This window comes from Halomonas sp. SCS19 (assembly GCF_040147015.1).
In the GTDB taxonomy this organism is placed as follows: domain Bacteria; phylum Pseudomonadota; class Gammaproteobacteria; order Pseudomonadales; family Halomonadaceae; genus Halomonas; species Halomonas litopenaei.
This window is the reverse complement of record NZ_JAMSHN010000001.1, coordinates 1,651,391-1,664,254: the sequence shown is the minus strand read 5'-3', so window position 1 is coordinate 1,664,254 and position 12,864 is coordinate 1,651,391. Positions and strand designations below refer to the sequence as shown.

The window sequence follows — 12,864 nt, the reverse complement described above, 5'->3', positions numbered from 1 at the left end:
CTTGTCGTTGTGGTGCGGTGGGTTGCCGGCCGTCCTTTTCGGCATGGGGCAGCCGGGGGCCGCGTCGGGTGACGTCTGCCGAAGGCAAGGGGGCCTTCGGCAGTCGGCGCGTCAGGCCGCGGTTGCGGCTTCCAGTTGGTCCAGGCGCTCGCGGTCGGGGAGTCCTTCCATGTCGCCCGGTACCTGGACCTGCTCGGCGCCGATAAGGTTGGCGCGCTTGAGCGCCTGGCGTGGATCGAGACCATCGAGCATGGCGCTGACGAAGCCTACGGCGAAGCCATCCCCGGCGCCGACGGTATCGACCACCGTCTCCACCGGGACGCCGGCCACGGTGAAGGCTTCGTCTTGCCCTGTCAGGGTGCCGCGATAGTAGCTGCCCTCCGGGCCTAGCTTGATCACCACGGCATCTGCACCCTGATCCAGGTAGAAGCCGGCGATATCGTGGGCGCTGGTCTGGCCGGTCAGCAACTGGCCCTCGGACAGACCGGGCAGCACCCAGTTGGCCTGGGCGGCCAGGCCGTTGAGGGTGTCGCGCATCTCGCTTTCGCTGGCCCACAGGGTCGGACGCAGGTTGGGATCGAAGGACACGCTGGTGCCATGCTGGCGGGCCTTTTCGAGCAGAAACTGCGAGAGTTCACGGCAGCTGGCGGACAACGCAGGCGGGATGCCGGTTGCGTGCAGATGGCGCAGGGTGCTGAAGTCGACGTCCTGGGCGTCGGCCGGCGACAGCTTGCTGGCGGCGCTGTTGTGGCGACGGTACTCGACTCTGGGGTCCGCGCCACCCACCGCGCGCTCCTTGAACACCAGACCGGTGGCGTGCTCGGCGTCGGTGATCAGGTGGCGACAGTCGAGGCCTTCGCGCTCCAGGCTCGCTCGCAGGTAGCGGCCAAAACAGTCTTCGCCAACCCGACTGAGCCAGCCCACCTTGAAGCCCAGCCGTGACAGGCCGATGGCCACGTTGGTGTCGGCGCCGGCACAGCTGCGCGAAAAGCGCTCGACCTCGGCCAGGTCGCCCGGGGCGTCGGCGGCGAACAGCGTCATGGCCTCGCCGAAGGTAAGGATGTCAGGAGTGTTCTGGTTCATGAGGAGGTCTCTGAGGTGGAAGACGAAGAGGACACTGAGGAAGGCTCCGCAGTGACGGAAGGGGTGGCAGCGGGCTGGGTGGAGCCCCTTGCCGTCAGCGTCGGGGCGAAGGTCGCACGCTGCGGCGCCTGCCGAGGCCCGACGGCACGGGCGCGCAGGCAGTCGACGGCGGCCTGACCGATGGCACCGGTTGGCTGGGCAAGGGTGGTGATGCCCGGTTCGGTCAGGTCACACCACTCTAGCTCGTCGATGCCCATCAGCCCGATCTCTCCCAGGAGGTAGCCGAGGGCCTTCATGCGTCGGGTCAGTGCCAGGGTTACCTGGCCATTGGCGCAGAGGATCGCCGGGCGGGAATCGCCTGCGCTATCGACAAATCGAGCCAATGCCTGGTCCAGGCGTTGGCGATCGCCAAGCTCGATGACCAGGGTGTCGCCGGATAGCGAGCCGTCACGGCAGCGCTGGTTGAAGCGCTCCAGACGAGCTTGACGAGAGCTGGCCTGGGCCGGCGGTTCGGTAATGAACAACAGGCGCCCGTAGCCCTGTTCGCGCAAGTGCGCGATGGCCATGTCGATGGCGGCGTCGTTGTCGAGCCCTACCTCGTCGGCATGGACGTCGGCGAGGCTGCGATCGAGCAGTACCAACGGCGTGCCGCTGTCGGCCAGCTGGGCGAGGGCGTCGCTGTGGCGGCCGGTCGCGTTTACCACCAGGCCCTCGATACGGTAGGACGACAGGAGCGCCAGCTGCTGGCGCTCCTGCTCGAGGTCGTTATCGCTGTTGCACACCATCAACGACAGTCCCGCCTGACGACAGGCCTGTTCGACGCCATGCATGATCGCCACCGAAAAAGGATTGCGGATATCGGCCACCAGCATGCCGACCAGGCCGGAGGGGCCTCCCTTGAGGCCCCGGGCCATGGGATTGGGCTGGTAGCCCAGCGCTGTGGCGGCAGCGACGATACGCTCGCGCATGGCCCCGGACAGCCGTTCTCGTTCACCGCTGTAGTAGCGCGAGACGCTGGTCTTGGAGACGCCAGCCTGGCGGGCGACTTCGAGGATGGTGGCGGGTCGACGGCGGTCATTCATGGGGCGGCTCTTGGATAAGATGGCATCGTCCGTTTACAAGGGCGACGCTGGCGAGCCCTGTCGAGGTGAGCAGGCCGGGTGATGCGACAACGGCAGGACGTCGAGAAGTCCGTATGGGAACGTTCCCATTGGCTGACAAGCTTAGGCGCTAAAGGCCGAAGCCAGCAACAAGGCGTGCCTTAGACAAAGGTCTTGAGGTGATGTAGAGCAATGAAAAGGCCCGACAATTGCCGGGCCTCAGGGTATATGCAGCGGAATTTAGCCGCTGGAGAGCATGGCGTGTCTGTCGCGATCCTTCTGCAGCCGTGAGATGACCGTCGGCAGCTGGAACATGCTGGTGATCATGTGGGCGCCTTCGGGCGTTTCTTCGGCATCGGCGAAGCGATTGAGGTGGACCACGGTCATGCCTGCGGCCAGGGCCGCGTTGACGCCGACGATGGCGTCATCGATGGCGATGCAGTCCTCGGCGGCGAAGCCCATGATGCTGGCGGCATGCAGGTACAGGCAGGGGTCCGGCTTCCAGCAGTTGGCCGTGTAGCCGCTGAACAGGCGATTGCCGAACACCTCGGTCAGGCCCACGGTGGCAAGCGAGGTGCGCACCTTGTTTTCGGGGCCGTTGGAAACCACGCCCATGGGGTAGTGCGACAGCGCGGCGAGGGCCTCGGTGGCACCGGCGATGGGGGTCAGGTCGGTGGCCAGGCGGCGGTTGAGGTTGGCGCGCATGCTCGCTTCCAGCACCTCGAGGTGGTCAGGGTCGACCTGACCATGTTGTGCCTCGAGGGTGGCGACGATATTGCGAAAGCGCGCGCCGCGAAAGTCGCCCATATAGTCCTCGGCCTGGAACGGCAGTCCGGCGGCGGAGAGGCTGACGGCCATCTCGGCGGCCAGCAGGGGTTCACTGTCCACCAGGGTACCGTCACAGTCGAACAGCAGGCAGAGGGGGCGAGCCATGGAGGCGACCTCGCGATTCGTTGCGTTATCGAACAGTGTTGCAGATTTCTGCGGAGTCTGCCTGTGTTCGAAGTCGAAAACCACAATTTTTGAACACTGTTTTTTCACGCTGCGCAGTCCGCACTATTGCGGTGCGGAAAAGGGGAATTTGAGGCGGCGAGGACCTCTTCGCTATGCTGAAACACTGCGGTGTTCGAAACACCACATTCTCGGGGCGGGATGGCCCCGGCCATGGTTCAAGGAGGTACTCATGAAAGAAGAGACACTGTGGTCCATCGTGGGATCCGCGGCCGCGGTGGGGGCCAGCGTGATGTCACGCAAGGCCGCCAAGCGTGCCTATCAAAAGGTATCGGACAAGGAACCGCCGGAAAATCCGGATCGCGACGACGTCGAGTGGCGCGAGGCGATCCTGTGGGGAGCCGCCACCGGCGTGATGGTCGGCGTGGCCCGCGTAGTGGGCCGTAGCGCCGGGCGCAAGGCGCTGGACAAGACCCGCAAGGGCGGGCGTTCTGCCAGGCTGCTGCCCGGCAAGCGTTGATCACAGTACAGCAAGGGGCGTCGCCCACCGCCCCTTCCTGGGTCAACCCGCCATGCCCTTGAGCACCTGGGCCGCGATGTGACCTGCTTCGCTGTGGTCGGGGACCGCCATGAAGGTGCTCTGGGAATAGGCGGGGTCGGGATAGCGGTAGAAGCCCTCGCCACTGGGCAGACCGAGCTTTCCGTTGGCAAGATAATGCTGATGGATGAAGTTGGCGTTGGCCCGCATTTCGTCGTTGTCGTCGACCTCGCCCCAGTGGTGGCTGACGTTGAAGCACGTCTTCATGCCGATGATGTCCATCATGCCGCAGGGCCCCGCTGCAGAGCTCCACATCTTCATGAAGGTGCGGTCGATCATCTCGGCGCTGCCGATGCCCTCACGCAGCAGGGTCAGGGAAGCTGTCAGCAGTGGCACCAGCCAGCTGTTGATCAGATAGCCGTTGCGCGGCTTTTCGACCGGAATGGGGATCATGCCGATGTCGATGGCGAAGCGCGTAACCGACTCCAGGGTAGTGCGTGATGTGCGTGGGTGAGCCATCACCTCGGCCACATTCATGATCCACACCAGGTTGGCGAAGTGCAGCGCGCAGTAGCGCTCCGGGCGTCCGCTGTCATCGGCGAAGTCGGCGGGCAGCAGGGTCGAGGAGTTGGTTGCCACCAGGGTCTCGGGGCCGAGCAGCGGTGCCATGGTCCGGTACAGCTGGCGCTTGATCTCGGGATCCTCGGGTACGGCTTCGATCACCAGTTCGGCGTCGGCCACCGCTTCGGCCAGGTCGCTGGTGTAGGCGAGCCGCGCGCGGGTGGCGGCGATGGCTTCGGGCTTGGCGCCCACGTCGGCCTGATAGATGCCGGCGTAGTGGTCATGGCTTGCGCGGCAGCGCTCCAGCGCCGTGTCGTCGATGTCATAGACGATGACACTCTTGCCCTTGAAGGCGCTGTGCCAGGCGATCTGGCCACCCAGGACGCCGCCACCCAGCACGCACAGCCTGTGTGGTCCATTTTCGAGAGAAGAGGAAAGGCTCGGGGTCATGTTCTGTCTCCGTGCTGGATCAGAATCTTGGCGTGATCACCGGGATGGCGAAGCGTCTCGAAGGCCGCAGGGACCCCGTCGAGGGTGACGCGGTCGGTGATCAAGGGGGCGGCATCGAGGCGGCCGTCGGCGAGGTCGGTGAGGGTGGCAGCGAACTCCTCGGGGCGGTAGCCGAACGAGAAGCTGAGGTCCAGCTCCTTGCCAATACCGACGATCGGCTCGATCTGATCGGTCTGCATGCAGACGCCGACCACCACCAGCCGACTTCTTGGTGGCAGGTCGAGCATGGTCCGGGCGATCAGACCGGGCACGCCGACACACTCGAAGGCCACGCAAGGCCTGGGCTGAGCGCCGATCGACAGCATTGCCATGGGGCCGTACATGTCGAAGCCCTGTGGCGCTTCTGCGGCCTCGAGCCAGCAATCAAAGGGGGCACGTTCGGCCGGATCGACAACGATATCGGCACCCAGGCACTCGGCCAGTTGGCGCCGATGGGGGGAGAAGTCGGTGGCCACCACCGGGCCAAAGCCGGCCGCCTTCAGTGCCATCACCACCGACAGGCCGACCGGACCGCAGCCGATCACGATCGGCACTTCGCCTCCGGCGAGCCGGGCTCTGGCGACGGCGTGGCGGCCGATGGCCAGTGGCTCGGTCAGTGCCGCCAGTTCGCTGGGCAAATCGCCGGGCACCTCCAGCAGACTGTGTTCCTGAAGGCGCATCAGCTCACCGAAGCCGCCGGGGTAGGCGTTGGCATAGCCGATGTGATGAAAGCCTTGGGCGTTGACCGCGTAGGGCACCGAGCAGACGCGGGTTCCGGCCTTGTATCGCTTGTCGCAGCCGGGGCCGTGGTCGAGGATCTCGGCACAGAATTCGTGGCCGAAGACCACGCCCTGGTCCGGTTCGAAGGCCACCGGAACGCGGCCCTTGCGAAGCCCCGCCAGCGCATCGTGACAGTGATCTGCCATGTGCAGATCGCTGCCGCAGATACCGCAGGCCAGGGTCTTGACCAGCACTTCTCCCGCTTCCGGCGTCGGGTCGGGCAGTGACTCGAGGCCGAGTCGCTCGTTGCGCAGGACGATCGCGCGCATGGGGAATCTCCTTGGCGTCGATGACGGGCCCCGCGGCACCTGCCTGGCGGGACACATACCGAGCGCAATTGTTGTAGGGAGTCTTGTCGATTGACGCCGCGTGGAGGCGTGATCTTGGCGGGCTAGCGCGGCGCGTCGGTGTAGTGCGGTTGGGGAGGCGTGACATAGCGCGCAGGGTCGAGGCCACGCTCGGTGATCAGCGCATCGATGAGCCCCATGATGCTGCTGGCATCCATCAGCCCCAGATAGTTGCCTTGCTGATCGAAGTTGACGTTGGCGCCCTCGACGACCATGAAGGTGTCGGTGATCCCGTCATTGTCGGCGGGAGTGGCGAAGGTATGGATGGAGCCGCCGGGCTCGTACAGGTAGCAGCCGGCGGTCTGGGGTTGATCGGGATACTCGAGATAGTGCCAGCGTCCCGACAGGGTGAAGAAGTGCACCGTACCGGTGTGGTAGTGCTTGGGCAGCACCACACCGGGTTTGAACTTCACCCGCAGCACCCAGACGCCGTTGTGCGGGTCGAGAAACAGCGGCTGGACGTCGACGCCGGGGATGCCTGGCAGCGCGTCTTCATAGATGGGAAGTTCCTGGGTATCCAGGGTCAACAGGGCATCATGGGTCGAAAACTGGAAAGGAAATGGCATCTTGTTGTCGCTCTTGTCGTGGATGGATCAAAGAAACGTCTTCGAAGCATCATCCTCGTCTGCCTGACATCCTCCGATTTGACATTTGATGACAAGGATTTGACCTTGCACGACACTTAGGGCTAGACCTTAGATGGAGAGGGCTAGGGCTTGTCTGAAAAGTGCCTGCGCTCGGTAATACGGCGTTAAAAATCGGATCAAAATGCTCATTTACACCCCGTAAACTGCGCTTTCTCACCGATTTTTGCCTTGTCTAACCTTCGCTCGTCGACTTTTCGGACAGCGCCTAGGCCAAGCGCGCTGGAGGCAAGAGTCCCAGGATCAACCGCCTCGAAAACGATGTATCGCTTCGAAAATTGAAGAGAGAATCAGCATCCGAGCAACGTAGGTGGTAAGGAAGTCAGGCTGAGGGAGAGAGCATGGCCGACTATTCGCGAGCGTCGTCACTGCACGGTTTCGCCAACTTCGCGCGCCAGCAGGGCATCGACCCCGAGGCCCAGCTTGCCAGGGTGGGACTATCGCTCTCGTTGCTGGAGTCGCCGGAAAGCATCATCGAGTTCTCGAGTCTGGCGATGCTGCTCGAAAACTGTGCCGAAGCATCCGGAGATTCGCTGTTCGGCCTGAAGTTCGGCCAGTACCAGGGAGTCGATATCTTCGGACCCTTGCTCTACCTGATTCAGAATGCCGCCACGGTCGGCCTGGCGCTGGAGGCGCTGGCAGATCACTTTTCCGCCCACTCGAGCAGTGCGGTCATCGACATCGAACGTGGCCCCCGCCAAGCCTTTCTCAGCTACACCATGGTGGGGGGCGGGGCGGCTCCCGGTCGCCAGATCAGCGAGTTGCCGGTAGGCGTCGGCCAGCGCCTGCTGTCGTTGCTGCTGGGGCCGCAGTGGCGTCCCAGGGCCATCTATCTGGCGACGTCCCCCAGCGTGCCTGCGCTCCTGTATCAGCGTTTGCTGGGGGTGGTGCCGACCTTCAACAGCCCTTCCGATGGCTGGCTGCTGGAATGTTCCGACCTCGAGCGTCCTCTGGTGACCGCCGACGGACGTCTGCATCGCTTGATGGAGCAGTATCTGACCTACCGGCCGGAACAACTCCCTCAAGATCTGGTCGATGAAGTGTCGTGGCAAATCCGTCAGCAGCTGGGGCAGGGGGGCGCTGGACTCGATGACATCGCCAGGCGACTGGCGCTGAACCCGAGAACGCTGCAGCGACGTCTGGCCACCAGGGGGCGATGTTTCCAGGATCTGGTCGATGAGGTCCGCAGGCAGTTGGCGATTCATTATCTTCGGGAAACGTCGCTGCCGTTGACCGATATCGCGAATCTGCTGGGCTACTCCGAGTTGAGCGCGCTGACGCGAGGTTGTCGCCGCTGGTTTGGGGTTGCGCCGAGTCGCTGGCGCCAGCACCAGCGGCGGAGATCGAACGGCGCAGGTTAGGCGCTGGTCTTCGAGTCGGCAGCCCGGGTGGTGGGCGCGAGGCGATTGCGCTGAAGTGCGCTTAGGTTATCGCTTCAGCACAGCTGCAGCCGGGTGTGGTCCGAAGGATGTGTTTCACTCTCCATGGGGACGGCCCGTGTACCCCTGATGTGGCCATGCCAAGGGGCGCCCAGGTCTTGGTGGACACTAGACTTGTTGCTGCTGACATCACTGTCATCAAGGTTGCCATCAAGAGAGCTATCACCATGAGCGAAGGAGAGGCGCGACGATGACGCCGCTATGGAAGGCATATCGGTTTACGCGCCGCGAGCAGCATGCCGCGGAAGCGGCCAGATCACGGGAGTCGCTGATCCAGATCCTGGATCGCGCCCGGGACGAGGACGTGTCGCTCAATCCGCGTCCTTCCTCCACGATTCTGGCGCTGGGGCTTCTCTGCCTGTTGCTGGGCACGCTCGGCTTTATCATCACCCTGGCGGGAGGGCTCTCCTGGCCGTGGCTGATTCCGCTGGCGCTGGTCGGGGCAGCCTTGCTGGGTTTCGACTGGCACGCCACCGAGCGGGTGGCCGCCTTCCTGCGACTGTTGGTGCGGCGTGCGGCGGAGCTCGACTTTCGACTGGCCGAGCCCGATGTCGATCTTGATGCGATGCTGACGACGCTCCGGCGAAAGATCACCGACTTTCAGCGTACCTATGCGGACAATGGCGAGCTTGAGTACTGCCGCAGGGCGGCCGATGAGCGCGTCGGTGGCGAATACTGGGTCTATCGCTTCGCCTATGACGAGGGCATGGACAAGGACCGTCGGACCTATCATCGCAACGGCCTGATCTGCGATCTCTTCGAGGTGGCGGCGGTGGATCTTTGCAACCCGCGAGAGGGCAAGTGGCGACTGTTGCACCACGGTTCCACCGGCGAACGCTGGGGAGAGGGCGCCTTTTCTCGCTATTTCGTCGCCTGCACGGCGGAACATGACGCCCTGGCGGCGTTTCTTACCGATGATGTCGTTGACTGTCTCGTGCGTCTTGCCCGCAGTTATCCGGAACTGAACGTTCAGGTCACCCGGGATCATCTGCTGTGTCTGACCTGGTCCGGCGAAGACCCCTACGCGCGGTTATTCGAGCCTGTCTCGGTGGCGCCTGCTGCGCGGCGGGCACCCTTTACCTCGAGCCAGGCGCCGGGGGAAGACCCCGATGAGGTCTATCGGGCGCTTGAAAGGCGACTGCGTGCCCCGCGCCATCTCACCGCGCTGGAGCCGCTGCTCAATGCCATCGAGGACATTCGCGCCGAGCTACCGGTGTCCTCGGCCCGCACGGAGGCCAATATTCCGTTGCGGCGACGGCTGGAAGAGTCCACCTGCTGACGAGCGGTTCGGTGTTGTACCAGCGGCGCACAATGAAACGCCCCAAGCCTTGCCGGCATGGGGCGTTTTTGCGTTACCGCTGCGGGAATCTGATCGACGCTTACTTCACCTTTGGATCAAGTTCACCTCGGGCGTAGCGCTCGAACATGCCTTCCAGACTGATCGGCTTGATCCTGCTGGCGTTGCCGGCGGTGCCGAAGGCTTCGTAGCGGGCGATGCAGATGTCCTTCATGGCGCTGACGGTAAGCTTGAGGAACTTGCGCGGGTCGAACTCTGCCGGGTTCTCGGCCAGGAAGCGACGTACCGCACCGGTGGAGGCCAGACGCAGATCGGTGTCGATGTTGACCTTGCGCACGCCGTGCTTGATGCCCTCGACGATTTCTTCCACCGGGACGCCGTAGGTCTCGGGGATGGCACCACCGTTGGCGTTGATCACCTCGAGCCACTCCTGGGGCACGCTGGAGGAGCCGTGCATGACCAGGTGGGTATCCGGGATGCGCTCGTGAATTTCCTTGATACGCTGGATCGACAGGGTGTCGCCGGTGGGCGGACGGGTGAACTTGTAGGCGCCGTGGCTGGTGCCGATGGCGATGGCCAGGGCGTCGACGCCGGTGGCCTTGACGAAGTCGGCGGCCTCTTCCGGGTCGGTCAGCAGCTGGTCGTGGCTCAGCTTGCCCTCGGCGCCGATGCCGTCTTCCTCACCGGCCATGCCGGTTTCCAGGCTGCCCAGGCAGCCGAGCTCACCTTCTACCGAGACGCCACAGGCGTGGGCCATCTCGACGGTGCGGCGGGTGACGTCGACGTTGTAGTCGTAGTCTGCCGGGGTCTTGCCGTCCTCGCCCAGGGAGCCGTCCATCATCACCGAGGAGAAGCCGAGCTGGATCGAGCGCTGGCACACAGCGGGGCTGGTGCCGTGGTCCTGGTGCATGACCACCGGAATATGCGGAAACTCTTCCACGGCGGCCAGGATCAGGTGGCGCAGGAAGGGGGCGCCGGCGTATTTACGGGCGCCGGCGGAGGCCTGCAGAATCACCGGGGAATCGGTGGCGTCCGCGGCTTCCATGATGGCGCGAACCTGCTCGAGGTTATTGACGTTGAAGGCCGGCACGCCGTAGCCATGTTCGGCGGCGTGGTCCAGCAATTGGCGCATACTGACGAGTGCCATGGAGGTACCTGATTCTTGAAGAGGTCGAGAGCGCGATGCTGTCGCGCCCATGTCGCTTGGGTTGTCAAAGGGCCGGCGATGGCCGGCCCCGGGGCTTAGGCTTGGTAGAAAGCACCGGCGAGCGCCGCTGCTTTTTCGGCAAACCTCAGCGAGCGGCCGCCTCGAGGGCGCTGACCGCCGGCAGTTCCTTGCCCTCGACGTACTCGAGGAAGGCGCCGCCTCCGGTGGAGATGTAGGACACCTGCTCGGCGATGCCGTACTTGTCGATGGCTGCCAGGGTGTCACCGCCGCCGGCGATGGAGAAGCCGTCGCTTTCGGCGATGGCCTTGGACAGGGCCTCGGTGCCGCCACCGAACTGGTCGATCTCGAACACCCCGACGGGGCCGTTCCACAGGATGGTGCCGGCGCTCTTGAGCATGTCGCCCAGGCGGGCGGCGGTATCCGGGCCGATGTCGAGGATCATTTCGTTGTCGGCGACCTGGTCCACCGGCTTGGTGACGGCTTCGGCGGAGTCGGAGAACTCGGTGGCCACGACCACATCGGTGGGCAGCGGAATCTCGACCCTGGCCATCAGCGCCTTGGCCTTGTCCACCAGGTCGGCCTCGTAAAGAGACTTGCCGACATTGTGACCCGCCGCGGCGATGAAGGTGTTGGCGATACCGCCGCCGACGATCAGCTGGTCGCACTTCTCGGACAGGGCGTTGAGCACCTCGAGCTTGGTCGAGACCTTGGAGCCGCCGACGATGGCGGTCATCGGGCGCCTGGGAGTCGCCAGCGCCTTTTCCAGGGCATCGAGTTCGGCGGCCAGCAAGGGGCCCGCGCAGGCGGTCGGTGCGAAGCGGGCCACCCCGTGGGTCGAGGCCTGGGCACGGTGGGCGGTACCGAAGGCGTCCATCACAAAGACGTCACACAGCTCGGCGTAGCGCTTGGCCAGGGCTTCGTCGTCCTTCTTCTCGCCCTGGTTGAAGCGCACGTTCTCGAGCAGTACCACGTCGCCGTCTTCCAGGCTCGGTTCCTGCTCGAGATAGTCGGTCACCAGGCGCACGGGGCAGTCCAGCAGGTCACCGAGGTAGGCCGCCACCGGTGCCAGGGTGAACTCGTCGGCGGGCTCTCCTTCGGTGGGGCGGCCCAGGTGGCTCATCAGCAGCACCTTGGCACCTGCGTCGCGAGCTGCCTTGATGGTCGGCAAGCTGGCGCGCAGACGGGCATCGCTGGTCACCTGGCCGTGTTTGACAGGTACGTTGAGGTCTTCGCGAATCAGTACCCGCTGACCCTTGAGGTCGAGATCGGTCATCTTGCGCACGTTCATGTCGGCAGATCCTCGTCTGGAAAGTCTGAGGGAGACAGCGAATGGCAACGGCTGGTCAGTGGAAGTGTCATCGCTCGGGAACCCGGGGAAGGCTGGCGAGGCGCCCGGCCACGTCCAGCATGCGGTTGGCGAAGCCCCATTCGTTGTCGAACCAGCAAAGCAGCTTGAGCAGGCGGCCACCGGCCACCCGCGTCTGAGTGGCGTCTACGATACCGGAGCGGGGATCGTGGTTGAAGTCGATGGACGCCATGGGCTCCTCGGTATACCCCAGCAGGTCAGGAAGCCGTGACTCGCTGGCCTCGCGCAGCAGTCGGTTGACCTCGCTGGCCGAGGTATCGCGCTTGACGCAGATGGACATGTCCATGGCCGAGACGTTGATCGTCGGCACCCGTACATGGAGGCACTCGAAGCGCTCCGCCAGGTGCGGCATCAGGCGATTGATGCCTCGGGCCAGGCCGGTGTCCACCGGCACGATGGATTGCATCGCCGAGCGGGTCAGGCGCAGATCGGTCTGGTGGTAGGCATCGATCACCGGCTGGTCGTTCATGGCCGAGTGAATGGTCGTGGTCACACCGTGCTCGATGCCCAGCGCCTCGTCGAGCACGGTCAGGATCGGCACCAGGCAGTTGGTGGTGCAGGACGCTGCCGAGACCACCCGGGCATCGGGCGTCAGGTCGTCGTCATTGATGCCGCTGACGATGGTGGCGTCGACGTCGCTTTCTGCCGGCTGGGAGAACAACAGCCGGCCGGCTCCTGCCGCGAGATGGCGCTCGGCGGTGGCGCGATCCTTGAAGCTGCCGGAGCACTCCAGCACCAGGTCGATGCCGAGTGACCGCCAGGGCAGGCGGTCAGGGTCCTCTTCGGACAGCACCCGGATCGCATGACCGTTGATGATCAGATGGCCGTCGCGGCTTTCCACCCGGCCGGGGAAGCGTCCGTGGGTGGTGTCGTAGCGAGTCAGGTAGGTAATGGTATCGAGTCCCGAGAGCTCATTGATCGCCACCACCTCGAAGCTGGGGTCGTTGCGTTCGATGAGGGCTCGCAGGACGCACTGGCCGATGCGGCCGTAGCCATTGATGGCAATACGCTGGGCCATGGGGCTCGATACTCTCCACGGAGGGATGGACACAGGCGCGAAAGTCTATCTCAAATCGCCCCGCGCGTCGCGGCTCCAGCGGC

General features: G+C 64.5%; 12 protein-coding genes. 3 read left to right on the top strand and 9 right to left on the bottom strand.

Annotated features, from left to right (window positions below):
- Window positions 1-111 precede the first annotated feature (111 nt).
- From NFH97_RS07105 to NFH97_RS07095, 3 genes are all read right to left on the bottom strand, one after another.
- Window positions 112-1,083 carry a sugar kinase gene (locus tag NFH97_RS07105; protein WP_045992257.1) on the bottom strand — a complete coding sequence of 324 codons (972 nt, stop codon included), beginning with the start codon at window positions 1,081-1,083 and terminating at the stop codon, window positions 112-114.
- Entirely contained in the window at window positions 1,080-2,165 is a 1,086-nt protein-coding gene (locus tag NFH97_RS07100; protein ID WP_045992256.1) for a LacI family DNA-binding transcriptional regulator, read from the bottom strand. Before NFH97_RS07100 ends, NFH97_RS07105 begins: the two co-directional genes overlap by 4 nt.
- Before the next feature lie 258 nt (window positions 2,166-2,423).
- Window positions 2,424-3,116, bottom strand: coding sequence for an HAD-IA family hydrolase (locus NFH97_RS07095; RefSeq protein WP_349624602.1), 693 nt, complete (start codon window positions 3,114-3,116; stop codon window positions 2,424-2,426).
- 250 nt (window positions 3,117-3,366) lie between these two features.
- On the opposite strand from NFH97_RS07095, the gene NFH97_RS07090 reads away from it, so the two are divergent.
- The gene (locus tag NFH97_RS07090) at window positions 3,367-3,654 is read left to right on the top strand and encodes a DUF4235 domain-containing protein (RefSeq protein WP_052704310.1); all 288 of its coding nucleotides are present in this window, start codon (window positions 3,367-3,369) and stop codon (window positions 3,652-3,654) included.
- A 42-nt stretch (window positions 3,655-3,696) separates the two neighbouring features.
- Here NFH97_RS07090 and NFH97_RS07085 read toward each other — a convergent pair whose 3' ends face one another.
- The 3 genes from NFH97_RS07085 to NFH97_RS07075 form a co-directional block, all read right to left on the bottom strand.
- A complete protein-coding gene (locus NFH97_RS07085) occupies window positions 3,697-4,683 on the bottom strand; it encodes a 3-hydroxyacyl-CoA dehydrogenase (RefSeq protein ID WP_349624601.1) in 987 nt (328 codons plus the stop codon).
- Window positions 4,680-5,771 carry a zinc-binding dehydrogenase gene (locus NFH97_RS07080; protein WP_213227328.1) on the bottom strand — a complete coding sequence of 364 codons (1,092 nt, stop codon included), beginning with the start codon at window positions 5,769-5,771 and terminating at the stop codon, window positions 4,680-4,682. The genes NFH97_RS07085 and NFH97_RS07080 overlap by 4 nt, the downstream gene beginning before the upstream one ends.
- Window positions 5,772-5,893: 122 nt before the next feature.
- Window positions 5,894-6,415, bottom strand: a complete 522-nt coding sequence (locus tag NFH97_RS07075) for a 2,4'-dihydroxyacetophenone dioxygenase family protein (protein ID WP_348827446.1) — start codon at window positions 6,413-6,415, stop codon at window positions 5,894-5,896.
- Window positions 6,416-6,834: 419 nt separating this feature from the next.
- On the opposite strand from NFH97_RS07075, the gene NFH97_RS07070 reads away from it, so the two are divergent.
- Window positions 6,835-7,854, top strand: coding sequence for an AraC family transcriptional regulator (locus NFH97_RS07070; protein ID WP_108131769.1), 1,020 nt, complete (start codon window positions 6,835-6,837; stop codon window positions 7,852-7,854).
- A 268-nt stretch (window positions 7,855-8,122) separates the two neighbouring features.
- Window positions 8,123-9,211, top strand: a complete 1,089-nt coding sequence (locus NFH97_RS07065) for a hypothetical protein (RefSeq protein ID WP_045992250.1) — start codon at window positions 8,123-8,125, stop codon at window positions 9,209-9,211.
- A 100-nt stretch (window positions 9,212-9,311) separates the two neighbouring features.
- Here the strand turns inward: NFH97_RS07065 and fba are convergent, their stop codons facing one another.
- The 3 genes from fba to NFH97_RS07050 all read right to left on the bottom strand — a co-directional run bounded on the left by fba (window position 9,312) and on the right by NFH97_RS07050 (window position 12,781).
- Window positions 9,312-10,376, bottom strand: a complete 1,065-nt coding sequence (gene fba / locus NFH97_RS07060; RefSeq protein WP_045992249.1) for a class II fructose-bisphosphate aldolase — start codon at window positions 10,374-10,376, stop codon at window positions 9,312-9,314.
- A gap of 145 nt (window positions 10,377-10,521) precedes the next feature.
- Window positions 10,522-11,685, bottom strand: coding sequence for a phosphoglycerate kinase (locus NFH97_RS07055; protein ID WP_045992248.1), 1,164 nt, complete (start codon window positions 11,683-11,685; stop codon window positions 10,522-10,524).
- Between the two features lie 67 nt (window positions 11,686-11,752).
- Complete coding sequence (locus NFH97_RS07050; protein ID WP_108449997.1) at window positions 11,753-12,781, bottom strand: type I glyceraldehyde-3-phosphate dehydrogenase; 1,029 nt, start codon at window positions 12,779-12,781, stop codon at window positions 11,753-11,755.
- Window positions 12,782-12,864: the final 83 nt, after the last annotated feature.